General features: G+C 29.8%; 19 protein-coding genes and 1 riboswitch. Of the genes, 12 read left to right on the forward strand and 7 right to left on the reverse strand.

Features of this window, described 5'->3' with window-relative positions; translation table 11 throughout:
* The first annotated feature begins 72 nt into the window (after window positions 1–72).
* Together IO99_RS11220 and IO99_RS11225 are read left to right on the forward strand one after the other, a co-directional pair.
* Entirely contained in the window at window positions 73–1860 is a 1788-nt protein-coding gene (locus tag IO99_RS11220) for an ABC transporter ATP-binding protein (protein ID WP_035133433.1), read from the forward strand.
* Entirely contained in the window at window positions 1860–3668 is a 1809-nt protein-coding gene (locus IO99_RS11225; RefSeq protein ID WP_051824059.1) for an ABC transporter ATP-binding protein, read from the forward strand. The genes IO99_RS11220 and IO99_RS11225 overlap by 1 nt, the downstream gene beginning before the upstream one ends.
* Window positions 3669–3851: 183 nt before the next feature.
* Here IO99_RS11225 and IO99_RS11230 read toward each other — a convergent pair whose 3' ends face one another.
* Window positions 3852–4367 (reverse strand): spore coat protein, encoded by a 516-nt coding sequence (locus tag IO99_RS11230; protein ID WP_035133436.1) that lies wholly within the window; start codon window positions 4365–4367, stop codon window positions 3852–3854.
* A 164-nt stretch (window positions 4368–4531) separates the two neighbouring features.
* A complete protein-coding gene (locus IO99_RS11235; RefSeq protein ID WP_035133438.1) occupies window positions 4532–5809 on the reverse strand; it encodes a dicarboxylate/amino acid:cation symporter in 1278 nt (425 codons plus the stop codon).
* Between the two features lie 527 nt (window positions 5810–6336).
* On the opposite strand from IO99_RS11235, the gene IO99_RS11240 reads away from it, so the two are divergent.
* From IO99_RS11240 to IO99_RS11255, 4 genes are all read left to right on the forward strand, one after another.
* The gene (locus IO99_RS11240) at window positions 6337–6810 is read left to right on the forward strand and encodes a hypothetical protein (protein ID WP_035133441.1); all 474 of its coding nucleotides are present in this window, start codon (window positions 6337–6339) and stop codon (window positions 6808–6810) included.
* A gap of 404 nt (window positions 6811–7214) precedes the next feature.
* A complete protein-coding gene (locus tag IO99_RS11245; RefSeq protein ID WP_035133443.1) occupies window positions 7215–8429 on the forward strand; it encodes a nuclear transport factor 2 family protein in 1215 nt (404 codons plus the stop codon).
* A gap of 135 nt (window positions 8430–8564) precedes the next feature.
* The gene (locus tag IO99_RS11250) at window positions 8565–9293 is read left to right on the forward strand and encodes a hypothetical protein (protein ID WP_035133445.1); all 729 of its coding nucleotides are present in this window, start codon (window positions 8565–8567) and stop codon (window positions 9291–9293) included.
* Between the two features lie 156 nt (window positions 9294–9449).
* Complete coding sequence (locus IO99_RS11255; RefSeq protein WP_035133446.1) at window positions 9450–10625, forward strand: amidohydrolase; 1176 nt, start codon at window positions 9450–9452, stop codon at window positions 10623–10625.
* Window positions 10626–10793: 168 nt separating this feature from the next.
* On the opposite strand, the gene IO99_RS19660 is transcribed toward IO99_RS11255, so the two are convergent.
* Window positions 10794–10922, reverse strand: coding sequence for a hypothetical protein (locus tag IO99_RS19660; protein ID WP_278245243.1), 129 nt, complete (start codon window positions 10920–10922; stop codon window positions 10794–10796).
* 336 nt (window positions 10923–11258) lie between these two features.
* Here IO99_RS19660 and IO99_RS11260 point away from each other — a divergent pair, with 336 nt between their 5' ends.
* From IO99_RS11260 to IO99_RS11275, 4 genes are all read left to right on the forward strand, one after another.
* Complete coding sequence (locus IO99_RS11260; RefSeq protein WP_035133447.1) at window positions 11259–12557, forward strand: APC family permease; 1299 nt, start codon at window positions 11259–11261, stop codon at window positions 12555–12557.
* A 227-nt stretch (window positions 12558–12784) separates the two neighbouring features.
* A complete protein-coding gene (locus IO99_RS11265; RefSeq protein ID WP_242844119.1) occupies window positions 12785–14566 on the forward strand; it encodes a methyl-accepting chemotaxis protein in 1782 nt (593 codons plus the stop codon).
* A gap of 522 nt (window positions 14567–15088) precedes the next feature.
* Window positions 15089–16807, forward strand: coding sequence for a methyl-accepting chemotaxis protein (locus tag IO99_RS11270; RefSeq protein ID WP_035133448.1), 1719 nt, complete (start codon window positions 15089–15091; stop codon window positions 16805–16807).
* Window positions 16808–17032: 225 nt separating this feature from the next.
* Window positions 17033–19108: a methyl-accepting chemotaxis protein gene (locus tag IO99_RS11275; protein WP_242844120.1), complete on the forward strand. Its 2076-nt coding sequence runs from the start codon at window positions 17033–17035 to the stop codon at window positions 19106–19108.
* Between the two features lie 138 nt (window positions 19109–19246).
* Here the strand turns inward: IO99_RS11275 and IO99_RS11280 are convergent, their stop codons facing one another.
* From IO99_RS11280 to IO99_RS11295, 4 genes are all read right to left on the reverse strand, one after another.
* Window positions 19247–20407, reverse strand: coding sequence for an ABC transporter substrate-binding protein (locus tag IO99_RS11280; protein WP_035133462.1), 1161 nt, complete (start codon window positions 20405–20407; stop codon window positions 19247–19249).
* 16 nt (window positions 20408–20423) lie between these two features.
* On the reverse strand, window positions 20424–21245 hold the full coding sequence (locus IO99_RS18430; protein ID WP_051824061.1) for a hypothetical protein: 822 nt from the start codon (window positions 21243–21245) through the stop codon (window positions 20424–20426).
* A gap of 48 nt (window positions 21246–21293) precedes the next feature.
* Window positions 21294–21983 (reverse strand): LPXTG cell wall anchor domain-containing protein, encoded by a 690-nt coding sequence (locus tag IO99_RS18435; RefSeq protein ID WP_051824062.1) that lies wholly within the window; start codon window positions 21981–21983, stop codon window positions 21294–21296.
* 84 nt (window positions 21984–22067) lie between these two features.
* On the reverse strand, window positions 22068–23189 hold the full coding sequence (locus IO99_RS11295) for an ABC transporter ATP-binding protein (RefSeq protein WP_242844121.1): 1122 nt from the start codon (window positions 23187–23189) through the stop codon (window positions 22068–22070).
* Window positions 23190–23365: 176 nt separating this feature from the next.
* A riboswitch (cobalamin riboswitch) is annotated at window positions 23366–23549 on the reverse strand.
* A 359-nt stretch (window positions 23550–23908) separates the two neighbouring features.
* On the opposite strand from IO99_RS11295, the gene IO99_RS11300 reads away from it, so the two are divergent.
* The gene (locus IO99_RS11300; protein ID WP_242844122.1) at window positions 23909–24940 is read left to right on the forward strand and encodes a FecCD family ABC transporter permease; all 1032 of its coding nucleotides are present in this window, start codon (window positions 23909–23911) and stop codon (window positions 24938–24940) included.
* Window positions 24941–24987: 47 nt separating this feature from the next.
* Complete coding sequence (gene srtB / locus IO99_RS11305) at window positions 24988–25776, forward strand: class B sortase (protein ID WP_051824064.1); 789 nt, start codon at window positions 24988–24990, stop codon at window positions 25774–25776.
* Window positions 25777–26244: the final 468 nt, after the last annotated feature.

The raw sequence follows: 26244 nt of genomic DNA on the forward strand, positions 1-26244 counted from the left end.
TATATAATATTGTTCAGAGGGGAGGATTCAATAATATAAAGTAATAGACGGGTATGTAAATGGGGGGAAATTATGAGATTAGAAAATAAAAATTATAATGCGGGGGATATAATTAAAATTCCATTTAAATTTGCACCAGCACAGGCTACATTAATAGCAATACAAAAACTTTTGGATGGTTTAGTTCCAACACTACAAATTTTGGCTACGGCTAAGTTTCTAGATATTGCAATTTTAATATTTAAACAAGAAAAAAATATTAAAGATATAGTAATGCCCTTATTATTTGTGATACTTCTTTTAGCTTATGACTGGATTTCTACTCAATTATCAAAGTTTGCAGAAGTTCAGATTAAAAATAGATTAAGAGGTGAATTCAGGGTAAATATTGTAGAAAAGATAGCAACATTGAGATATAAATATATAGAAAGTCAGGATAGTTGGGATTTGATATCTAGGGTTATAAAGGAGCCAGAAGTTCAATGTACTAAGGCCTATATTTCATCTTTAGATATGATAGCAATGATTTTAAAAATAACAGGAATACTAGTAGTTTTATTTATTCAGGTATGGTGGTCTGCAGTTTTAATTGTTTTAATTTCTGTACCTCTATTTTTTATAGCTTTAAAAAGTGGAAAGGAAACTTATGAAGCAAATAGAGAAGTAGAGAAGAATAAAAGAAAGGTTAAATACTTAGAAGAAGTGTTAAACGGTCGTGAGGCAGTGGAAGAAAGAACCTTGTTTGGCTATTCTGATAAGATTAATAACCAGTGGCATAAAGAGTTTGAAACTGCTAGAAAGCATGAACTTAAGGTAAGTCTTAAATGGTACGTTAATATGAAAACCGGTGGGGTTATTATTGCCATTTTATCTGTATTGATAGTTTTAATTTTAATAGGGCCTGTAACTAGTGGAATTTTATCCATAGGAATGTTTATGTCCATTGTTAATAGCGTATTTGAATTAATACAATATTTAGCTTGGAGCCTTCCAGAGTATGGAGATAATTTAGCAAAGAATAAAGAATATCTTGTTGACCTAACCAACTTTTTAAAATTAGAAGGGGATGAAGGATATTTATTAAGACCAGCTAAGGAGGTTAGCAAATTAAAGTCCTTAGAGTTTAGAAATGTATCTTTTAAATATCCAGGCACAGAAAAGTATATTTTAAAGGATATATCTTTTGTCATAGAAGAAGGAAGGCATTATGCTTTTGTAGGTGCTAATGGAGCTGGTAAGACTACAATAACTAAACTTATAACTGGCTTATATGAGGACTTTGAAGGAGAAATTTTGATAAATGGAAAATCTATAAAGACATATAGACAAGACCAGTTAAAAGCAATGTGCTCTGTAGTGTATCAAGATTTTGCAAGATATAGTATTTCTTTTAGAGATAATATTTTATTAGGAGATATCAATAGCTTTGATAACCTAGATAATATGAATAAGGCTATAGAAACTGTTGAACTGCAAGATGTTGTTGGAGGATTACCTCTAGGTATCAGTTCAAACTTGGGTAAAATTAAAAATGATGGTGTAGATTTGTCAGGAGGACAGTGGCAACGTATAGCTATGGCAAGGGGAATTGTAAGTCCAGCATCCATTAGAATTTTAGATGAACCAACTGCAGCCTTAGATCCTATAAGTGAAAGTAATGTCTATGAAAAATTTGAAGAGATAAGTAGGGGACAAACTACTATATTTATCAGTCATAGGCTTGGATCAACAAAGATTGCAGATGAAATTTTCGTTATAGGAGATGGAGCCATTGTAGAAAGTGGTTCCTATGAGGAGCTTATGAAGAAAAATGGGGTTTATACAAAAATGTATGAAAGTCAAAGGAGTTGGTATATATAATGGTAGGGAAAAGTAAAGATATTTCTTTTTTAAAGATAGTAAGGACAGTTGAACCTATGATAATTAAATCATGTCCTATACTTACAGTGGCAGCTATATTAACTTCAATACTACATAGCTTGGCTTATGTAGTAAATACTTTCATGACACAAAAGTTTTTTGACTCCATTACAGCTACTTTCTCAGGGAAAGTAGAGTTAAAAATAGTATATTTTATGCTAGGAGGACTATGTATTTCATTAGTTCTAACTCAAGTACTTAATGGAATAGCTAACTTTTTAGCTAATGCCTTAGTTAATAAGGCAAAGGGAACTATAGGTAAGATATTAAATCATAAAAGCTCAAAGTTAAATGCCGCTGATTTTGAAAATCCAACATTACTTGATGATATTAATAAGGCTCAGAAGGGATTAGAGGGTGGACTTTGGATGTCTTTGATATTAATTGTAATAGTAACCTTCTATATTCCATATTTTATTTTTATGGGTATATATCTTTATAAATTAAAGCCGATACTTTCTATTTCTATTATATTAGTATTTATTCCTGTAGCTATATCACAACTAATTAGAATTAAGGTATTCACTAATTTAGAAGATAAGGTAGCTCCAATAAGAAGAGAATATGAACATTATGAAAAATGTATAATGGATAGAGAATATTATAAGGAAACAAGGCTTTTAGGAGGGTTCTTCTATTTCAAAAAAAGATATATAAGTACCTTAGAGCTTATGAATAAAAATAATTGGCAAGCAGAAAAAAAATCAGGACTTGCAGAGCTAGCCATGAAGATGTTAACATTACTTGGGTATATGGGGGTTTTAGCACTTCTTGTATATGCACTTTTAGATGGTTCTATATCAATAGGTGCCTTTGGGGCAGTATTTTCATCTATAGGCTTTATGTTTTCTTTAATGAATGAGCTGATATGTATGCATATAGGAAACATGGCTGAAAATTTAGGTACAGTGAAAAACTTTATTAGATTTTTAGAAATCCCTGAAAGAGAAGGGGAGGACATAGAAATTGTAGGAGTGCCTAGCATTTCAATTGATAATGTAAGCTTTACTTATCCAGGAACTGATACAAGTTCTTTGAAAGACATATCTTTAAAGATGAATTCAGGAGAAACCATTGCCATTGTTGGGGAAAATGGAGCTGGTAAGAGTACCTTAGTTAGGATTCTTACAGGAATATATAGTCCTACTAAAGGTAATGCTTCAATAAATGGTATAGATATAGATAAAATATCAGCTAAAGAATTATATAGGGTTACATCAGGGGTATTTCAAAAATACCAACGATATAAAATGACTTTAAGAGATAATATATCTATAAGTGAAAAATCTAATGCAACAAAGGAAGAACTACTAAAAGATGCTATAGATAAAGCAGATTTTCAGGTTTCAAAGGAAAAATTTGAAGATGGTTATGATACCATGCTATCTAGAGAATTTGATGGTATAGATTTATCTGGTGGGCAATGGCAAAGGCTAGCTATAGCTAGGGGTTTTTACAAGGATAGTAATATGATAATTTTAGATGAACCTACAGCGGCCATAGATCCTATAGAAGAGACTAAAATATATAAGAAGTTTAAAGAAATGTCCAAGGATAAAACTGCTATAATCGTTACTCATAGACTTGGTTCTGCTAAGATTGCAGATAGAATAGTAGTTATGGATAAGGGTGAAATTGTACAAGTAGGTACCCATGATGAACTTATAAGTATAGATGGAAAGTATAGTGAGATGTATGAAGCTCAAAGTAAGTGGTATCTAACTGATCAGGATGAAAAGGCAGTTTGATTTAAGGGATTAATGCAAAATATTTAAAGGTTTGAGTCTGAAATGGGTTAGTAAGTTGGGATATAAAGGATCTATAAGAGTTTGTAAATTTAAAAATCATGGATAGATATCAGTTATTTGTACTGAGCTATCCATGATTTTTTATATTATATTACTAGAGATAATTTGGATACAATCCTAAGGCTATTGAACGTTATACATGCCATTCTTCTCCATGTATTGGAAAATAGCTTCTCCGTGTTTTTGTTCTTCCTTTTGTATGTGATTTAATACATCACGAACTCTAGTATCTCTAAATTCGAATATTGTAGTATCATAGGTTCCTGACACATATTTTTCTGTCATCAATAAATCTGTACACATATCAGCATCGGATAAATTAACTCCTCCTGATTGCATATTATTTGTATTTGTTGTGGAACCTTGAGCTGTCATATTTTGTCCTGAGTTTTGATTTTGACTTTGCTGATTTTGTTGACCTTGTTGTTGCTGACCCATTTGAGGAAGTTGACCACTTAATAATTGATTGATGCTACCTAGATGGGTTCTTTCTGATTGTCCATTGGCATTAAAAATATCTTTTAACTGACTGTCTTTAGCTTGATTTGCATAATTTGTATACTTTTCAATGCAAATTTCCTCATGTTTTTTTTGATCCTCTAGTAAAGTTCTTTCTTTTTGTGATAATGTTATTTCCATAATACTGCACCTCCGATTATATTTTGTGTAGAACCAATTATTTTATACTAGTAAATGAAGTAATATTGGAATTTAAGCAGTATACTAAAAAAACAGGTTAACACCCAATTTAGGTGTTAACCTGTTTAGTATATATAGCAGATATAACAAAGAGAATTATATTACTATAGGGATTTGTTTTTTATAGTTTCAGAATTGAAGATTTCTTCATTAAATTCTCCTTCAGCCTTTGCTACAATCATTGTGCATACTGCATCACCGGTGATATTGACAGAGGTTCTTGCCATATCTAGAATCCTATCAATACCCATGATTAAAGCTATACCTTCCACTGGTAAACCTACTGATTGTAATACCATGGATAACATAATCATTCCTACACCAGGTACTCCAGCTGTTCCAATTGAAGCTAAGGTGGCTGTTAAAATAACAGTTAAGAAAGAACTTAAGGTTAAATCAACACCATAAATTTGAGCAATAAATACGGTAGCTACACCCTGCATAATAGCAGTTCCATCCATGTTAATAGTTGCCCCTAGTGGTAATGTAAAGGAAGCAACATCCTTTGAGATTCCTAAATTTTCTTCTGCGATTTCCATGGATACTGGTAAGGTTGCACTACTGCTTGAGGTAGAAAAAGCTACTGAAATGGCTGGGAAGAATTTTTTGAAAAATCTTATAGGACTTAATCTAGTAAATAATTTTAATAGACCACCATAAACAATAGTAGCATGAATAAGTAAGCTTATTAAAACTAATGACATATATTTTATTAAAGGTATCATTGCATCAAAACCTTGAGTGGCAAAGGTACGAGCGATTAAACCAAATACTCCAATGGGTGCAATTATCATTACGAAGTCTACGATTTTCATAATAAGGTCATTTAATTGTTGGAAAAGATTTGTTATCATTTTAGTTTTCTCACCTAAAGTAGATAATCCTACACCTATTAACATGGCAAATACAATAATTTGTAGCATGTTCCCGTTTGCCATGGATGCAATAGGGTTGTTCGGTATCATATCAAGGATAACTTCAACTAATGGTATAGCTTCTTTGATAGTAACTTCACTTAAACTAGAATTTGATAAATTTAATCCTACACCTGGTTTAAATACTGTAGACAGTGATAATGCAATTGAAATGGCAATAGCTGTAGTAGCTAAGTAAAATAAAACTGTTTTTACTCCAATTCTACCTAACTTTTTAATATCTCCCATGCTGGCAGCTCCGTTGACTAGAGAAATAAAAACTAAAGGTACTACAAGCATCATAATAGCTTTTAAAAATGCCTGTCCAACTAAATAGAAAACCCCATTAATTAATAATTCATCACGAATGAAACCCTGTGGAATAAAGTTGAATATAATACCTGTTATTAAACCCAAGATTAATCCGATAAATATTTTTGTTGATAAACTTATTTTGCCTTTTTTCATTTTACCAATCCCTTCTAATGATTTTTATTATATAAATTAAATTTTTACCTAAAATTATAGAATTATATGGTGAGTAAAATTATATAATGAATAAAAACAAAAGTCAAACTGCAATTATTGGAAAAGTGAAAAATGGATATGAAATATTTTAAAATCGATACAGTATTACTGAATTGCGTGTTAATCTAGTAATAGTGCACATTGGCATTGGTTGTAGATATGGATGTTGAATGTATAAAACTTTTGATATATATAATTGAATTTTGAAGGATTTTAAAATGAGTATGCAATATTCGTGTGAATAATATCAATGTAGTTAAGAAAAAAGATAAAACTAAAAAAATATTTGAATAAATTAACAAATAATAACATATAAAGGATTGTTATTTGCATGGATATATTTTACACTTAGTATAGTAGGTTAACAGATACTGTTTATCCCATGCCTACAAGCTCTAATACTCCAATATTCTTCAAAGTGGGAGTAAAGAGCTCTGTTTATATTAAACTTTTTAGGAGGGGAATTTATGTTATTTATATTTATGGGGCCAAGCTGTTCGGGGAAATCTTCAGCAGCAGAAGAATTAAAAAAACTTACAGATGCACAGATTTACAGTGGAAAAGATTATTTACGTATGGACAAAAATGAAAATAATGCATGGAAACTATTTGAGGAAATATTGAAAGAAGGTTGTAATAACAAAGATATACACTCCAAATCAATAATCTATGTAATCTCAGAAAAAAAGGATTTAGTAAAACTTAAATTCATTAACGATGCTATTACTATAAATTTTACAGCTGATGCAGAAATAATAAAATCTAGATTTGCAAAAAGGATGAATGGAGTTTTACCAAAGCCAGTAGAAAGTATGATAGACAAGCAGTTACTTGAATGGAAAGACATAACTGCAAAGTTACATGTAGATACAAGTAAAGACAGTCCTAGTGATATAGCTAAAAAAATTTATCATCTAGGATTAATGGATAATAATGTATAAGTATTATATAATTTTTATTTACTTTATAAGTTTTCCATGGTAAAATTTACACATAACATATGGGAGGTGCTATAAAGTGATTATTGCTACTTGTTAATTAATTTTTAATGTAAAAATTAATACTAAAAGAAGTCTTAACTACCTAATTATTTAGGTCTATTTGTTGTGCTTCTTTAGAAAATTTACAAGTAAGTAATGTGAAGTTTATAGAACTAAAATTAAAATCTTTTTTACACTTTATATAGTATATTTATTTTGTTGTGTAAAATATTGTAGATATTTTGGTTGTAATGAGGCGTTGCTTTATTACAGCCTTTTTTAATTTAGTTGAAGAGGTAAAACATCTAACCCTTTAAATTAGATAGGTAAAAATGAAAAATAAATAGGATAAGGGGTATGAGTATATGAAAAATCAAGTAAATAATGAATTTAAGGAAATATTAAATATATTTAATGAAGCCTATGTTAAAAGGGATATTAATGAAATAGATAGCTTTATGGATAAATTATTTGATAAGGATGAAAGTGTAACTATAGTAGGTACATGTGATGACGAGTGGTGTATTGGATATGAGGAAGTTAAGGATATATTTTTAAGTGACTGGGAATATTGGGGAGATTTAAGAGTTATAGCTAATGAGGCTACTGTAATGGAACTTGAAAATACAGCTATAATTTATACTCCAGCTACAGTGAAATATTCGTTTAACAGTAGAAGTGACACATATACACGTTATTTAGGATATATTAAAGAATATTTTGATGAAAGTTCTGATGAAAGTAAAAAATCTAATAAGGTTAAATTAACAGAAATTAATTGGTCCTTATGCCATTTATTAAATCAAAGGGATGATATAGAAAGAGATTATCTATGGGATATACGTATTTCCTTTATATTAATAAAAAAAGAAAATAGATGGATTATAAAACATATGCAGTTTTCTTTACCTGTAGTTGGACATCTACCAGATGTAAGGGAATATAAAGATAGTTGTGATAGAACTCAGGTTAATAAAAAAATAAAGGAACTAGAAGAAGCTTATCATAAAAATAAGTTAATGAAAAATGAAATAATAGATTTAATAAAAGACTTTAATAGTGAGTATCTAGATAAGAATATGGAATTAAATTTGATAATTGATAAATATTTTTCTTCTAATAATATATTTGTTGCTAATACAGATAAAGAATTATTCACTAGTAAAGAAGAAATTAAGAAGTTAATTAAGAGTCATAGAGGATGCTATGATGAGATGAAGCTAGACAGTGAAAATTCTATGGTTGATTTTAATGGGGATATAGCTTGGGTAGTAATAAGAGGTACTATGGAAAAAGTTATTTCAGAAGAAGAATCCTTTGAAAATACAGTTAATAAAATAAAGGATATATTTAATAAGGATTTAGATGATAAAGAAAAGCTTTTTAACATTAGAAGAAGAATTGCTGAAACCTTCAAAGAAAATGCTAAAGGTGAAAATTGTATATGGCCATTTAGATTAGAGGGTGTACTTATTAAAGAAAATAATAAGTGGGTATTTAAATATCTCCAATTTGCTTTTCCTTTTAATTATATTCTAGAGGGAAAGACAGAAGCAGCATCTTTAATAAAGAAAAATTAATAACAAATAGACTAGTAGGGAAAATCCTTACTAGTTTTTTTGCATATGTAAGGTTTATTCAAATAGTATGAAAAGCAATTAAAGGGAATAATATAAATCTCAGTTAATGCAAATAAATAAACTTGGGTGATGTAAATGGATAAACTTATAAGCAATAAAAATCTTATAAAAATTAGCTCTAACACAATAATTATAATTTACTTTATCTTTTTATGTATTGATTTTATAACCAAAGATTTAAAAAACACATATTCAGTGACGTTAAAATATTCAGCTATAGTGCTTTGCTTTATCATATCCTTATTAATTAAATCCCATGGATATAGCAAAAGAGATAAAAGTTTAGTTCAGCTTGCTCGGCTATTTACCTTAATTGCAGATTATTTTCTTGCAATTTCCGGCAATTATATAATGGGAGTTTTTTTCTTTTCTCTAGTTCAAATAACTTACATAATAAGGCATAGTATTATGGAAAATAGTAAATATAAAAATTTAATGTTTTTTATAGTATCATTGTCCATAGCCTTAACAGTTTCATTAAAAATAGAAATAGCATCAATAGAAAAGAATCTTGTTGTTCTAGCACTTATATATGCATCTTTATTAATTACTAGTCTTTACTGCTCAGTGAGTACCATAACTAGAGGTAAATATTCTCAAAAAACTTCATGGATAATTGCTTTAGGTATGTTTTTATTTTTTATGTGTGATTTAAATGTGGGACTCTATAATATAGTAGCAGGAGGCAACATAAAATTTTTTCTGGGTTTTTTAATATGGTTATTTTATCTTCCTTCTCAACTATTACTTACATTAAGTGGATTTAAAGTTCAATATCTAAAGAAAGTTTTTTGTAATATTTAACTTTAAAATATTATGAATAATTATTTAAAATCCTACAAAATATAAATACTTAGATAAGAGATAAGTCTAGCTAAGAAATGTATTTAGATTAAGATGAAATTAGAGTTGTTTAGCTATAATTTCAAATGATTATTATATGTTAGAAAGGAGAAGATTATGTTATTAATTAAAAATGGTAAAATATTGACCATGGCTGGTGTAGATTATGATAAGGCATGTATCTTAATAGATGGGAAAAAAATTATAAAGGTAGGAGAATACATTGATGAAGATAACAGTGATATTTCTCAAGTCATTGATGCAAGTAATTGTATAGTTATGCCCGGAATAATAGAAGCTCATAGTCATATTGGTATTCAAGAAGAAAGAAAAGGTTTCGAAGGTAATGATTGCAATGAAATGACTGAGCCAGTTACACCTTACCTTAAAGCCTTAGATGCTATTAACCCTATGGATTCCACTTTCCACAAGGCTTTGAGTGCTGGGATTACTGGAGTAATGGTTGGACCAGGAAGTTCAAATGTGGTGGGTGGTCAGTTTGTATTTATCAAAACTCACGGTAGAGCAATAGATAATATGGTTGTTCTGGAACCTGCTGCAATGAAGGTTGCATTTGGAGAAAATCCAAAATCAAATTATAATGACAAAGATAAGATGCCAACATCACGTATGTCCATAGCTGCTCTTTTAAGAGAAGAGTTGTTTGAAGCTCAGCAATATTATAAAAATAAGAAAAACTCTCAACAATCAGGTAATGAGGACAATGATTTTAATGAAGAATTTAGAAAAGAGTGTTGGTTACCTGTATTTGATAAAAGGATACCTTTAAAAGCACATGTACATAGAGCGGATGATATTCTAACTGCAATACGCATAGCTAAACAATTTGGATTAAAAATGACCCTTGATCACTGTACAGAAGGACATTTAATTGCAGAAGAGATAAAGGAGTCTGGATTCCCAGCTATAATTGGGCCAACGCTATCAGTACGTAATAAAATAGAAACACAAAATATGGATTTTAAAACAGCAGGCTTGTTGCATAAGGCAGGTGTAAAGGTAGCTATTACTACAGACCATCCTGTTACAAGAATACAAGATTTGGCAATTTGTGCTGGATTTGCAGCAAAAGAAGGATTGGGTATAGATGAAGGACTTAAAGCAATTACAATAAATGCAGCTGAAATATGTAATGTATCACATAGAGTTGGAAGTATTGAAGTTGGAAAGGATGCTGATATTGCAATCTTTGATGGCAATCCCATGGAGATATTTACGAAAACTTTGTATACTATAATTGATGGTGAAGTGGTTTATAAACCAGAAGACTAGCTACAATAATTTTTAGGAACAGGTTTTTGATTTAAAACTAAATAACTTTTTTATTACTTTATTATAATAAAAGTGGCAACAAAGCCAGCTAATACTGATTTTGTTGCCACTTTCTTACGTGTAGAAACAAATTCCTTTGTTCCCATAAGTTGTGTCTGTGAAATATTATTATTTATTGTTGTTATTGTTGTTATTGTTGTTATTGTTGTTATTGTTGTTATTTTTATTATTTTTGTTGTTTTTGTTGTTTTGGTTATTGTTATTATTGTTGTTATTTCTACAATTGTTGTTTTCCATTACATATCACCTCCTACTTAACTTATAATTTGCAAAAAAAAATATATTATTCATTCTAATAAAAAATTATCAATAAAAATTTTTATGCATAGTTTTTCTTATATAAGTGATTTTACACTAGACTAATTAGCAAAAATTTTTTAAAATATAAGGTACATGATTTTAAGTTGTAAAATTGATATAAAAGAAATACATTTTGTTAAATTACACAAAAAAATAAGGTGTTAAAAATTTGATTTCTAATGGCAGTATAGAAATTTATAACATTAAGCCTTAAGCATAAAAAACAAATTGTAAGATATAATAAAGCTATAAAAAGCTATTTAGGAGGAACATATGATAGAAAAAACACAAAAGAAGACAATAACATATATTGAAGCCATTGCAATAGTAGTTGGAATGATAATAGGCTCTGGAATATTCCTAAAACCAGGTATTGTTTTTAATGATGCAGGCTCACCTATAATGGGTATAATGGCTTGGGTAGTTGGAGGTATTATAACTTTAGCTTCTGCTCTTACCATTGCAGAGATAGCTTCATCTATACCTAAAACTGGTGGGCTATATGTTTATCTTGAGGAGCTGTATGGAGACGTATGGGGTTTCCTATTAGGATGGGTTCAAACAGTAATATCTTATCCTGCATCGGGAGCAGCTTTAGCCATAGCTTTTTCCACTTACGCTACATTTTTTATTCCAATGAATAATTTCCAGCAAAAACTTCTAGCAGTGGGAATCTTAGTGTTTGTAATAATCATGAATATAATTAGTACTAAATATGGGGGAGCAATTCAAACTATTTCAACGGTGGGAAAGCTTGTTCCAATAGTTGCTATTATTATATTTGGTTTAATTAGTGGTAAAACTCATGATTTTCGCTCCGTTACCATTATGACTGAAGGAGCTGGTTTTGGAGCTGCAGTATTGGGTACCTTATGGGCTTATGATGGATGGATAGGTGTTACAAACATAGCAGGTGAATTAAAAAATCCTGCTAAGGAAATGCCTAAGGCAATTATTTTTGGAGTTACTTCGGTTATATTTATATATGCACTAATAAGTATAGCAATGGTTAATGTAATGCCCATTGAAAATATAGTTGCATCAACAACACCAGCATCGGATGTAGCAGTTTCACTATTTGGAAAAGGTGGTGCTGCATTTATAACTGCAGGAATTATAATATCTGTATTTGGAGCTATGAATGGATATTTATTAACAGGTGCTAGAGTGCCGTTAGCTATGGGACAGAGAAAACAATTGCCTTATTCAACTCAACTGGGTAAAATACACAATAAATTTGGAACTCCTACTAATGCATTAATTCTTGAAGGCGTATTAGCCACTATTTATATTTTCTCAGGAACATTTAATACTCTTACGGACTTATTAATATTTGTTTTATGGATATTCTTTGTCATGGGTGTCTTTGGTATATTTAGACTTAGAAAAAAAATACCTGCAGATAAAAGACCATATAAAGTTCCTCTTTATCCATTCATTCCAATGGTGGGAATATTGGGAGGAATTTATATATTATATAGTACAATTGTATCTGCACCATTGAATTCTATAATAGGGATTGGTATAGCTCTTGCTGGTCTTCCAATATTCTATTATTTAAAAAGAAAATAGTGTTCAGCCTCAATGAATTGAGGTATGACTCTAAATTAAAAAAGATTGATTCAGATAGTTATTTGAATCAATCTTTTTTATAATGTATAGAAAACTATTTAAGCAAAAGTTCAATAGCGAAGTAAATACAATAAAAATTGAATTTTACACTATTCTTATAACTGAATTGTTACGATAGATTAAACAATATATATAAAACATGAACAAAGTGTGAAGGAGTTGATATTATGAGAATTGAAGGTATGAAAAAAGTTAGTTCTAAAATGAGTATTGCAACAGTGATAATAACTCTAATAACAGCCATTACTATAAGTGTAGTTATGTCTTATATGAATATTCAAACTAGCAATAAACTATTAGATAGCGAAAGACAAATCTTAAATGAAGATTATGATATGAAAATTAAGGAACAAGTAGAAATTGTAATTGGTATGATAGATACAATAAATAAAAAGACTGAAACAGGTAAACTAACTGTTGATGAAGCTAAGAAACAAAGTGCAGATTTAGTAAGAGAGTTGAAGTTTGGTGAAGAGGGTTATTTTTGGATAGATACTGTTGAGGGTGAAAATATTGTGCTTTTAGGGTCTAAAACTGAAGGAACAAATAGATTAAATTCACAAGATGTTAAAGGAAAATATCTTGTGAAAGAAATAATAGAGAATGGTAAAAAGGAGAATGGAGGATATACTGAATATTGGTTTCCAAAATCGGGAGAAACAGAAGCATCACTTAAAAGAGGATATAGTAGATTATATGAACCTTTTAATTGGGTAATAGGAACAGGAAATTATATAGATGAGATTGATAAAATAATAGCTGAAAAAGAAGCTATTATTAAAAAAGACTTAGTAAAGAGTATAACTATTAATATAATTTTACTTATTGCCTCATTAATAGTAGCAATAGTTTTATCATCTTTTGTAAGTAAAAAAATAATAAAGCCTTTAATTATAATTAAAGATTTTGCAACTCGATTAGCTTCTTATGATTTTTCAGCACCTATTAGTATAGAGAGTAAAGATGAATTTGGACAAACAGCTATTGCTTTAAATATTGCACAAGAAAATGTAAATGGATTAGTAAAAGTAATAATGGAAAACTCAGAAAATATCAGTGCATTTGCAGAAGAACTTTCAGCAACAGTTGAGGAATTAGCAGCTAAAACTGTAACTGTTAATGAAGCTGTAAATATAATTGCAGAAGGTGTACAAGAATCCGGTGCTACCACAGAGGAAATAAGCGCTTCTATTGAAGAAGTAGACTCAAGTATAAATATATTATCTTCAAGAGCTATGGAAGGAAGTAATAATGCCAGTGAGTCTAAAGGAAGAGCAAGCAAGGTAAGGGATAATAGCAAAAAGGTAAAGCAGGTAGCAGGAGAGTTATATATTCAAAAGGAAGCTAATATGAAAAAGGTAATAGATGAAAGTTCTATAATAGATAATATTAGAGTTATGGCAGAGACTATATCTTCTATATCAGCTCAAACTAATCTGCTTGCTTTAAATGCAGCTATTGAAGCTGCAAGAGCAGGAGAGCAAGGGCGAGGTTTTGCAGTAGTTGCAGAAGAAGTAAGAAAACTTGCAGAACAATCGTCTGGTGCTGTAGTAGAAATACAAAAAACTATAGAGACAGTAAAACAAATATTTAATAAAAGTATAGAAACAGGAAATGACATATTAAAATTCATTGATGTAGATATAATGAAGACTTATGACGAATATGAAGAAACAGGCAATCAATACTATGTTGATTCTGATTTTGTAAGTGATATGTCAGAAGAAATAGCAGCTATGTCACAAGAAATTACAGCCACAGTAGGACAAGTGAGTGAAGCAATTCAAAATATGGCTGAATCTTCACAAGAATCTAGTGAAAAAGCAGAAACTATAAAAGAAAGCATGGATGAAACTACAAAAGCTATAGAGCAAGTAGCTCAAACAGCACAGGTTCAGGCTGAGCTTGCGCAACAATTAAATGAAATGATTCAAAAATTTAAGATATAAATTTTAAATTTTTCAATATAAGAAGAAAGACTATGAGATATGTAAATTAATAACTCATAGTCTTTTTTCTTATACTATAATTTATTTATCTTAAAAAAGTTGTCAGTGTAAGTAGAATTAAAATACTGAAGTAGTAAATAATTATTATTCATAATAAAAAAATAAATATGAATCCATTGGATTATTTTATCAGAAACTATTAATAAGTTTTTAGTGAAATATTAAAATAAAAACAGTAGGAGGTAATGAAATTCAATACCACCAATTTACTTGAATAATTATACATAATATTTATTATCATGAAAAAAAGTTTATTTATTATAATTTAGGTTAAATGTCGAATAAAAATAAAAATGTATAAAATTTGTATATTTTTATTGAAAACGATGTAAATCAATAGTAAAATATAGAATTGGTGAGATATAATAGTATGCAAATTATATTTAAATTAAATTATGACAAGTATATAAGGTGAAATAAGTAACAGGAAATTATAATAAAAAAGAAAGTGTGTGTGTTAGTATGAAACTTTTTATTAATTTAGGTGTTAAGAAAAAACTTATATCGATATTTTCAGTAATATGCATTTTTATAGTACTGATAGGTGTATATGGAATAATAGGTTGTGCATCCATAAACAAAAATGCAAATGAAATGTATAGTAATAATTTAGTATCAGTTAAAGATTTAGAAGGAATAAGAGTAAATATAAGTGAAATTACTGCCAATATGCTTAAAATTGTTTTTGAAAGGGATAGGTCAAAATTAGATGAGCAAATAAAAACTATAGATGATTTAACAAATGAAGATATAATATTGCAAGCTGAGTATGATGAATTACCTGTAATATCACAAGAAGAGGAAAAACTTTATGAAGGATATCAACAGGATTTAGCAAAATATAGAGAGAAAAGAAATCAAGTTATTGAGCTTGTAAAAGCTAATGATTATGATGAAGCAGTTAAGCTATACAATTCAGAAGTAGAACCATTAAGAATTGATACATTTGCAAAAATGGAGAGATGTATTGAAATTAACATAGAAAATGCTGAACAAGTTAATCAAAATAATATAGACGAGTTTAGTAAAGTTAGATACCAAATAATAATCTATACTACAGTAGCATTTTTAATCATATTATTTATGGCATATATTTTATGTAAAAATATAGTAAATCCGCTAATGAAAATAAAAGAATTTGCAAAGAGATTATCTGATTATGATTTTTCAATCCCAATTGTTATTACAAGAAAAGATGAATTTGGACAAACTGGCTTGGCGTTAAATGCTGCCCAAGAGAATGTAAGTAACTTAGTTAAATTAATAATGGAAAATTCACAAGATATGACCGCATCCTCCGAGGAACTTTCAGCTATAGTTGAAGAAGTATCTTCTAAAGCTGAAGCAATTGATGAAGCAGTAAATAATATAACTGCTGGAATGCAAGAGTCAAGTGCTACAACAGAGGAAATAAGTGCATCAGTTCAGGAAGTTGATTCAAGTATAAATATATTATCTTCAAAAGCAATGGAAGGTAGTAATAATGCAAATGAATTTAAAGGAAGAGCTACTGAAGTTAAAAGTAATAGTGAAAAGGCCATAGCGGAAACAAGAAATTTATATGATATAAAGCAGAACAATATGGAAAAGGCTATAGAAGATGGAAAAGTAGTAGATAGCATAAAGATTATGGCAGATACTATTGGAGGTATAGCACAACAAACTAATCTACTTGCATTAAATGCAGCAATAGAAGCAGCTAGGGCTGGGGAGCAAGGCAGAGGATTTGCAGTTGTAGCAGAGGAAGTAAGAAAGCTTGCAGAACAATCTTCAGAGGCAGTAATAAATATTCAAGACACCATAGTTAAAGTGCAAAATGCATTTAAAAGTAGCATTGATACAGGTAGTGACATATTAGAGTTTATAAATACACGGGTTCAAGAACAATTAGATGCTTATGGACAAACTGGTAATCAGTATTTTAATGATTCAGATTTTGTAAGTAAAATGTCAGAAGACATAGCAGCTATGTCAGAAGAAATTACAGCCACCGTTGGAGAAGTAAGCGATGCAATTCAAAATATGGCTGGTGCATCACAAAAATCCAGTGAAGAAGCGGTGACAATAAAAGAAGGTATGGATGAAACAACAAAAGCTATAGAGCAAGTAGCATTAACTGCACAAAGTCAAGCTGAATTAGCTGAGAAACTTAATGAAGTAATAAGAAAATTTAAAATATAGGATTTTCACATATTTATTTATAAAGAAGTAAATTAAAATTTAGTAACAAAAAGTAGTATAAAATAGTGCATATGTATTTTATACTACTTTTTGTATGTGAAAATAAAATCAATTTAAAGAAATAACAAGAAATATTAAGCTTATACTATTTTAATATATTAATTGATACGATAAATAAAATAATATGTTATAAAATATAAGCTAAAAATGAGGGAGGCTGAAATTATGAAGTTTAAGGGTGTGAAGGTTAAAGGTATAAAAATTAAAAGTATTAAGGTAAAGATGATTTTGTTACTTATGCCTGTAATAATAGCTTCTATGGCTGTACTGGCATATATGAGTTATTCAAGTGCAGAAAAGATAATAAATAGTGAGCTCGAAATAAACATGAACAGTAAATTAAATGAAAAGTCGCAAGAAATTGAAAAGAGTTTGGAGAGACATCAGAAAATATCTGAAAGTTTAGCTAAAGTGGCTGAGAATTCTGTATCATCGCTGACTGAAGAAAATTATAAAGGTGTGTTAGAAAGCTTAATTGACACAAATGATGAAACCTTTGGAGCTGGTGTTTGGTTTGAACCATTTAAATATAAGAAAGATATTCAGTTATTTGGACCTTATGCATATAAGTTGAACGGTAAAGGCACTTATACAGATGAATATAGTAAGACAGATTATAAAACAGGTGATTGGTATAAAATAGGACAGGACACTGATAAGAGTGTTGAATGGTCATCACCTTATTATGATGATGTAGCGAAAGTTTCTATGATAACTGCTACATGTCCAATGCACGATTCAAATAATAATTTTATAGGAGTTACCACAGCAGATATAGATTTATCTACTTTGCAAAATAATATAAAAAATATGGAAATAGGTACAGAAGGAAGAGCATTTTTAATAGATAAAAGTGGTTTATATGTTGCAGATGTAGATGAATCTAAAATTATGAAAACTAATATAAAAGATGATGAAAATTCTACATTGTCAGTCTTAGGTGAAAAAATGTTAACTGATAAAAATGGTCACGGAACATTTACAGATGATAAAGGAGTTCAAAAGGTGTATTATAGCACCGTAGAAGGTACAGAGTGGATTATTGCTGTATGTATTCCTGAGGAAGAAGTATATCTTCAAATTAATTCACTAAGAAATAAAATAAGTATAATAATAGTAGTTGCAATTGTAATAGTAGTATTATTTATATTATTTTTTGCTAATTACATAGGAAAGAACATTAAAAAGGTTAATGCTTTTGCTATGAAGATTGCAAATGGAGATTTAACAGAAAAACTAGAATTAAAAAGCAATGATGAGCTTGGTGAAATGAGTAAGTATTTGAATAAGATGACAGAAAACATTCATTCTATCGTAAAAATTATAATGGAGAATTCGGAAAATATAAGTGCATCAGCGGAAGAACTTTCAGCAACTGTTGAAGAATTGGCAGCTAAAACTGTAAATGTTAACGAAGCTGTTAATACTATTGCAGGTGGTATGCAGGAGTCAGGTGCTGCTACAGAGGAGATAACTGCATCTGTTGAAGAAGTGGATTCAAGTGTGAATATATTATCTTCAAAGGCTATGGAAGGAAGCAATAATGCAAGTGATGCTAAAGTGAGGGCTAGCAAGGTAAAGGAGAATAGCAAAGAGATTAAAAAGATAGCAAAAGAACTATACATTCAAAAGGAAGCTAATATGAAGAAGGTTATAGAAGAAAGTTCTGTAATAGATAGCATTAGGGTTATGGCAGATACAATATCATCTATAGCTGATCAAACTAACCTACTAGCTTTAAATGCTGCTATCGAAGCTGCAAGAGCAGGAGAACAAGGACGTGGGTTTGCAGTAGTTGCAGAAGAAGTAAGAAAACTTGCAGAACAATCTTCTGGTGCTGTAGTAGAAATACAAAAAACTATAGAGTCAGTAAAACAAATATTTAATAAAAGTATAGAAACGGGAAATGACATATTAAAATTCATTGATGTAGATATAATGAAAACTTATGACGAATATGAAGAGACAGGTAATCAATATCATTTTGATTCTGATTTTGTAAGCAATATGTCAGAAGAAATAGCATCTATGTCACAGGAAATTACAGCTACAGTGGGACAAGTAAGCGAAGCCATTCAAAATATGGCTGAGTCTGCTCAAGAATCTAGTGAGAAAGCAGAGACTATAAAAGAAAACATGGATGAAACCACAAAAGCTATAGAGCAAGTAGCTCAAACTGCGCAAAGCCAAGCAGAACTGGCACAACAATTAAATGAAGTGGTTCAGCAATTTAAAATATAAGCGTAGAATTTTACTCATAAAAAAGAGAGATACCATAAAATTGGATATCTCTCTTTTGCTATATATATTTCTTGTTAAGTTGCTTTTCATAATGTTGAAAATAAAATTTAACATTTTTATTTTAATATTAACTTTCCGTTATTTTAACTTATAAAAATGCTTTAGCTGTGGAATTTTTTTATCATTATTCGTAATGATTGTATTAAATTCCCCTAGAATCGTACCAAATTCATTTGAACTTTGATAAAAATCTGCACCGGTACACCATACATTTCCTTCTTTTACGGCTTTAAAGTTAGCAAACAATTCATTTTTAGCTACAAGTTCCTTTATGTTTTTTACTCCGCCAGTAATGGTGCTGTTATATATAATATAATCTGCATCCTTTGTTGTGGCATAGAACTCTTCCATTCCCATTTTAGTGGTGGAAATTGCTTTAGTTGGGTCTCCTAGGCTTTCGAATATATAATTTCCACCTGCTAGCTTAATCATTTTAGGAATATAGTCATGGCTATTTCTAGCTGATATGCTATTGGATGAATTAACAAAGAAGAAAGCAACTGTTTTTCCGGTATTTTCAATATCCTTTAATTCATCAAGTACCCTGGCCTGCTGGTTAAATAGTTCTTCTCCAAGCTCCTCTTTATCTACCAGTACTGAATAAAACTTTATCCATTCAGTTTTACCAAGAGGATGAGGCTCATAACTCGATTGATCAATCAACACTGTTAATCCTAATTCCTCAAGCTTTTCTTGGATTTCTGGAACATGAGTAATCATAGATGATTGAATTGATAAGTTACAGTTTTCAGATTTAATGAGCTCAAAATCAGGTTCACTATACTTACCTGCAAATAGTATTTTTCTTGCTTCCATTTTTTTAATTACTTCATCAATATACCATCCCTCAAGCTTTGTTCCAGATAGTCTTATAGCATCAAGAGAATCAAGATCATTAAAAAATGGCATAATAGCAGCTGCTACTAAATAAACATTTGAAATTGGTTGCTGTAGCACCTTAATATCTTCTTCTAAGCCCTGGGGCACTTTCATATTCTCAGGAACTACTAAAAATCTTGTATTATTACTGAGGGAAAGCAAGGCATATCCACCTTCATAATAGTCTACCTTGAAATTCTCAGCATATTTAATATCCATACTATGGTCAAATTTCAAATTACCAACTATAGGTGCTTCATCATTACTTTTTTTATCTATATTTGATTTAGGTGAACATCCTACTAGAATTAATAATGACATTGTTAATATCAATACTATTGATATAATTTGCTTTTTCATTCCCTGCTCCTTCTTACTATTTATTTGATATTTTTCTTTTCTTAAATAGGATTCCAATAACTACAAAAGCTATAATAACTATTATACCTATAATAATCTTAGATAAATTTGAATCATTGGATGGTGAAGATGATTGTAGTTGTGCAGACTCTTTAGGTAATTCTTTATCATTTGAAATTTCTGCAGAATCTTTCTTATCTTCTTTAGTATCATTTTCCTTAGGGGTTTTTTCAGTATTATTAGAGCTATTAGTAATACCATTATCAACCTTTGAAGCTTCGCCTTCACCAGTTTTGGGAGATTCTGTTGTACTATTGTCCTTAGTATCCTTAGTATCCTTTGCGTTAGTATTTTTACTATTGGTGTCGCTATTTACTGGATTTTTAGTAGTATTTTCATTTTTATTCTTATTTGAATTTTGATTTGCACCCTTATCTTTACCGATTGTACCTTGGCTTGAGAGCTTAATGGTATAATCTATTTCTTTAGGAGTGCTCATGGCTACAGTACAAGCTGTCACATTTATTTCTGTATCAAGTGCTGATATAGGGATTATGAAAGTTGAATTTTCACCTGTAGCAGCAGTATTGTTATATTTAGTTCCATTAACAATCATGTAGGTATAATTTGAACTAGTCAATATAATTTTTGCAGTGATTTTACCACCTGACACAGTAAGGTCTGTGGGTGATATTGCGGTAACTCTGCCGGTACCACCAGTAAATGTTAACCCAACTTTATAATTACCATCTAAAGGTGGGTTGGCGGCATAGACATTAAATGTAAATGTTAACATAATCAACATAGTAAAAACCATTAATGAAATCTTTCTCATCATCTTCATCCCCCTACATCATCCATTAAGTTTTGATTATTAAAAATAATATTAAGCTTCTTTATTTATTTTTCTATCTTTAACAAGGATTCCTATACTTGCGATTAATACTATAGCAGAAATAATTACTAAGTTGTTATCTCCAGTTTTTGGAATGGTTTCTCCCTTAGTACTTGGGTTAACCTTTTGATCTCCACCTTGTGGGTTTTTATTTTCTTCCTTTGGTTGTTCGATAGGTTTTTTGTTTTCTTCCTTTGGTTGTTCAACAGGCTTATCATCTTCTTCTTTTGGCTGTTCAGTTTTTCCTTCTTCAATTAAAACTAATGTACTTGAATCAAATGTCAAAGTACGATCATACCAAGTTTGATTTTTAATTGAAAAAGCTGCAACATTTATTCCTGTATCTAATGCTGATACAGGAATACTATAAGTATACATTCCCTTATCATCAACTACATAATTTATTGCATCATTTTCACTTGCTAAAGCTGCATCTTCCTTTGTTCCCATATACAATTTTGAATATCCTGTACCACTTAGAGTAATAACAGCAGACATTTTTCCATCTAATACGCTAAGCTTTGCATCTACTACCTTAAACATAGCTGCACTAGATGTTACACCTATTGAATACTTACCATTTGCAATTTCTTCAGCTGCAAAGGCAACAGATGATGTAGAAATACTTAATACCATCATCATAATAAACATAACCAATTTACTTTTTAATAATTTTTTCATTTTTATCCCCCTTAAAATAATAAAAATATTATAATAAAAATTCAATAGATTAGTTATTGAATTTTAGTTATTATAGTAACCTTTTTAATTCTCTTTATTAAAAAAATCTTGTAAACTACTAAACACCATAATGTTTAAATTTCTTGCTTCATCTATAAGTTGTTTATTAAATTTATTGTATTCGCCTATTTCTGTACCAGCATCAATGACATATTTAGAGCTTTTTAAGCCTGTGTAAGCAATCTCGTAAGTTAACTTGTCCATTGGTTGAAATGGCTTTGAAACATATACCTCACTGCTCAAAGATTTAGCAACCTGATAGTCTATGTCATTTTCATAGAGTATTCCTGTGCGAAAGGGTAAGCCTCTCTTTTGAAGTTCTCTATAATAAGGAATACCACATCCATTTCCTGCAACTATAAAAATCTCAGGAATACCAATTACTTTAGGCAGTTCTATACTGCCAAAGAGTAAGTTATATCGATCACTTTCAAGCGCATATAATTCTTCAATTATTTTATCCTTAAAAACATTTTCTGGAGTTCCATAATACTTTATTCTACTTCCTTTAACACACATAATCATGTCAGAAATCTTAGGTGCTAAATCAATTTCATGCAAGGACATAATTACGGAAATATTTTTTTCTTTTGCCATTTTTCTTAGAATATTCAAAAGCTTAATTTTATGATGCACATCCAAAAATGAGGTTGGTTCGTCTAATACAATTATTTCTGGTTGCTGACAAAGTGCTCTTGCTAATAAAATACGTTGTTTTTGCCCATCACTTAAAGTTGAAAAGTCTCGATCCTTTAGGTCGGTAGCTTCAACCTGTGCTAAACATTCTTGAATGATCTCCTTATCAGACTGGGTCAAAGTACCAAAATTATTTGTATAGGGATAACGACCTAAACCAACGATATCTTCACAAGTCATATATTCAGTTGAAATACGTTCAGTGAGAACAACTGAAAGGCTTTTTGCGACATCCTTATCAGATAGTGCTTTAATATCCTTTTTATTAATGTATACAACCCCAGAAATCTTTTCTAAATGCTTTGTTATAGTCTTTAATATGGTTGATTTTCCTGAACCATTAGGACCGATTAAGGTAGTTATCTGTCCTTTTTTGATATTGATATTTATATTATCTATAAGCACTTTTCCATTATAGCCAACGGCTAAATCCTTAGTTTCGAAAAACATATCCTTCTGCCTCACTTTATCCATAGATCATTTTTAAACGAAAAAAACAGCTTCTTACACATGGTAAGAAACTGTCCGAATTTACAGAAACTCTAATATAATATATGACTTAATATGACTTAAATCATATATGACTTAAATCAGGAACTAAATCCTCATAGCTATATCTCCGTAGCTTTAAGAAGGTTTATTGAGCAGGTCTCCTGACTTATGCTTCACCGCTACCTTTTTACCTTCCCAGATAAATATCCAGTGGCATATATCAAAAGTAACTCTGCATTTACAGTGGCGGATCCGTGTGGGATTTTCACCCAGCTTCCCTATTATCCTATAAAAGGCACTCATAAATGGTATATTTAATTTTTACACCTAATCCTAACATAGAGGTTTAGATAATGTCAATACAGTTTTAAATAAAATGTGAATAGGATGAATTTTAAGTTAATTTCAAATGTTGTTTATTACTGTTGTTACTGTTAAAATTATGAAGGTTGTGATTTGACACAATTTTTAATCAATGCTAGAATAAACACGTCCTAAATTAAAGAGATGTTTGGAATTTATAACGAAGAAATATCAATATTGTTTTGCATATCCATAGGCTCAAAAATTAACTTATAGCTTTTATTGACAGGATTATTTGAGAACTTTGGCCTTCATAGGTATTTCATAGATATATTTAATTATTTACGAAAATAAAAGAAAAGGAAATGAATTTTATGAAGAATTATAATATACGCAAAATAATTCGTTATCAATTTGCATTTATTTTTTTTATAGCTATATTTATTTTAGCTATTGTGCTGAGCATAAACACAGGAACGGTGGATATATCTCCAAGACGTATATTTGAAATAATTTTACTGAAAACTGAAGTAGGTACAATGGAAAGTGATATAATTTGGAAAATAAGATTACCACGAATATTGACAGCTTCAATTTTAGGAGGAGCACTATCAGTATCAGGTTTTTTATTGCAGACTTTTTTTAGAAACCCTATTGCGGGACCCTTCGTTTTAGGCATATCTTCTGGTGCAAAAATGTTTGTTAGCTTCGTTTTAATAGTAATGATAAATCATTTTGACAGTGTACCCTCTTATATTTTGGTTCTTGCTGCTTTTGTTGGTGCTATGGTGTCCATGGGCTTTGTTATGCTGGCTGATAGAAAGGTAAATAGTATGGCCATGCTTTTAGTGGTTGGTATAATGATTGGATACATTTGTTCAGCAATAACAGATTTTTTCATCACCTTTGCTATGGAAAGCGATATTGCAAATCTTACAGCATGGTCAATGGGGAGCTTTTCTGGTGCAAATTGGGGAAATGTTAAGACCATATCAATAATTATATTTCCATCGCTGATTGGTATATTTATGATTTCAAAACCAATGGAAGCCTATCAATTAGGAGAAGGCTATGCAAAAAGTATGGGTATAAATATTAAGTTATATCGGTTACTTCTCATAGTTTTTTCTAGTATTTTATCAGCAACGGTTATTGCCTTTGCTGGACCTATATCTTTTGTTGGAATAGCTGTGCCACATCTTACAAAGTTTATAATGAATACAGCTAAACCTATAATTATAATACCTGCAACCTTTTTATGTGGTGGAGTATTTTGTACTTTTTGTGACTTGATTGCGCGTACAGCCTTTTCTCCTACAGAACTTGCCATAGGTACAGTAACATCAGTTTTTGGAGCTCCTGTAGTAATCTGGATAATGTTAAAGAAGAATATGCGAAGGGCCTAAAATAAGCATTTTCTCATTTAACTTTTATTTTAAAAGGAGCCATTAGTATGAAATATAAAACAAAGCAACAAATTACTTTCTACAGAAACATTAAGATTATAATTCTTTCACTTATGATGATTTATTGTATTTATCAAATTAGTCATTATATTTATAATAGTTACTGTAACAATAAACTAAATAGTCAGTTGCAGGAATTGCATATAGATAATACACAAGAGACAAAAACTAGTGAGAACAATATAAATAACAGTGAAAAACTTAAATCTAAGGAAGATGCAAAAATAAATTTTAAGGATTTACTAGCAATAAATTCAGAAGTAGTTGGTTGGATTAAAATTCAGGATACTAATATAAATTATCCTGTGGTAAAAGGTAAAGATAATGAGTATTACTTAAACCATAATATAAAAAAAGAATCCTCAGCCTCAGGGTCAATTTTCATGGACTATCGTAATAAAGTAAATGAAGAAGATTTAAATACAATTATTTACGGACATAATATGAAGGATGGTTCCATGTTTAAAACATTGACTAGCTATAAGGAAGAAGATTTTCTTATAAATCATCCTATTATTGAGTTAACCACGTTAAATAAAATTACAAAGTGGGAGATTTTCTCTGTATACATAACAGATACAAGCTTTAACTATATCAGGACAAATTTCGAAAATGAAGAAGACTATGGATCATTTTTAAGCACATTGAAAAACAAGTCCACTCATGATGTGGGCATTAATGTAACTAGTGATGACGTAATCTTAACTCTCTCTACATGTACTTATGAGTTTTACGATGCCAGATTTGCTATTCATGCAAGACTTATTAGGGAGTAAAGTGGAAAGAATAAAGTAATATTTAGTTAAATAGAAAAACAGGTGAGGAGTCTCATCTGTTTTTATTTGCAAAAAAGATGAAAAGCTTTAAATTGAAAAATTGAAAAAATACGTCAAAATTTTGTTGAAATTTATAATTATTTTATATATAATTTTAAATTAAATACTTCTATATGTTAATAAAGTATAAATAGAGGTTCTTGTATTCATTATTTTTTAAAATATAGGATATTACTATATACTAAGAATCTTTAAAGGAATATTATAAACATTTAATAGCATTGCAATATATTGTTAACAAAATATCAAAAATGATTTAATAATATATTTTATGGGGATTTCAAAATATAATTAATGTCTGGAAAGCCTTTAAATATAGGGGGTAAGATTTATGTAGTTATAGAAAATATAATTACTACAAGTAAAATAATGAATATAAATAAAATTACTATTCAATTATCTGAAAAT

The organism is Clostridium sulfidigenes (assembly GCF_000732635.1).
Taxonomy (GTDB): domain Bacteria; phylum Bacillota; class Clostridia; order Clostridiales; family Clostridiaceae; genus Clostridium_J; species Clostridium_J sulfidigenes.

Excerpts from the sequence above, each read along its gene's own strand:
- IO99_RS11220 (WP_035133433.1), top strand. The coding sequence starts at position 73 with ATGAGATTAGAAAATAAAAATTATAATGCGGGGGATATAATTAAAATT.
- IO99_RS11225 (WP_051824059.1), top strand. The coding sequence starts at position 1,860 with ATGGTAGGGAAAAGTAAAGATATTTCTTTTTTAAAGATAGTAAGGACA.
- IO99_RS11230 (WP_035133436.1), bottom strand. The coding sequence starts at position 4,367 with ATGGAAATAACATTATCACAAAAAGAAAGAACTTTACTAGAGGATCAA.
- IO99_RS11235 (WP_035133438.1), bottom strand. The coding sequence starts at position 5,809 with ATGAAAAAAGGCAAAATAAGTTTATCAACAAAAATATTTATCGGATTA.
- IO99_RS11240 (WP_035133441.1), top strand. The coding sequence starts at position 6,337 with ATGTTATTTATATTTATGGGGCCAAGCTGTTCGGGGAAATCTTCAGCA.
- IO99_RS11245 (WP_035133443.1), top strand. The coding sequence starts at position 7,215 with ATGAAAAATCAAGTAAATAATGAATTTAAGGAAATATTAAATATATTT.
- IO99_RS11250 (WP_035133445.1), top strand. The coding sequence starts at position 8,565 with ATGGATAAACTTATAAGCAATAAAAATCTTATAAAAATTAGCTCTAAC.
- IO99_RS11255 (WP_035133446.1), top strand. The coding sequence starts at position 9,450 with ATGTTATTAATTAAAAATGGTAAAATATTGACCATGGCTGGTGTAGAT.
- IO99_RS19660 (WP_278245243.1), bottom strand. The coding sequence starts at position 10,922 with ATGGAAAACAACAATTGTAGAAATAACAACAATAATAACAATAACCAA.
- IO99_RS11260 (WP_035133447.1), top strand. The coding sequence starts at position 11,259 with ATGATAGAAAAAACACAAAAGAAGACAATAACATATATTGAAGCCATT.
- IO99_RS11265 (WP_242844119.1), top strand. The coding sequence starts at position 12,785 with ATGAGAATTGAAGGTATGAAAAAAGTTAGTTCTAAAATGAGTATTGCA.
- IO99_RS11270 (WP_035133448.1), top strand. The coding sequence starts at position 15,089 with ATGAAACTTTTTATTAATTTAGGTGTTAAGAAAAAACTTATATCGATA.
- IO99_RS11275 (WP_242844120.1), top strand. The coding sequence starts at position 17,033 with ATGAAGTTTAAGGGTGTGAAGGTTAAAGGTATAAAAATTAAAAGTATT.
- IO99_RS11280 (WP_035133462.1), bottom strand. The coding sequence starts at position 20,407 with ATGAAAAAGCAAATTATATCAATAGTATTGATATTAACAATGTCATTA.
- IO99_RS18430 (WP_051824061.1), bottom strand. The coding sequence starts at position 21,245 with ATGATGAGAAAGATTTCATTAATGGTTTTTACTATGTTGATTATGTTA.
- IO99_RS18435 (WP_051824062.1), bottom strand. The coding sequence starts at position 21,983 with ATGAAAAAATTATTAAAAAGTAAATTGGTTATGTTTATTATGATGATG.
- IO99_RS11295 (WP_242844121.1), bottom strand. The coding sequence starts at position 23,189 with ATGTTTTTCGAAACTAAGGATTTAGCCGTTGGCTATAATGGAAAAGTG.
- IO99_RS11300 (WP_242844122.1), top strand. The coding sequence starts at position 23,909 with ATGAAGAATTATAATATACGCAAAATAATTCGTTATCAATTTGCATTT.
- srtB (WP_051824064.1), top strand. The coding sequence starts at position 24,988 with ATGAAATATAAAACAAAGCAACAAATTACTTTCTACAGAAACATTAAG.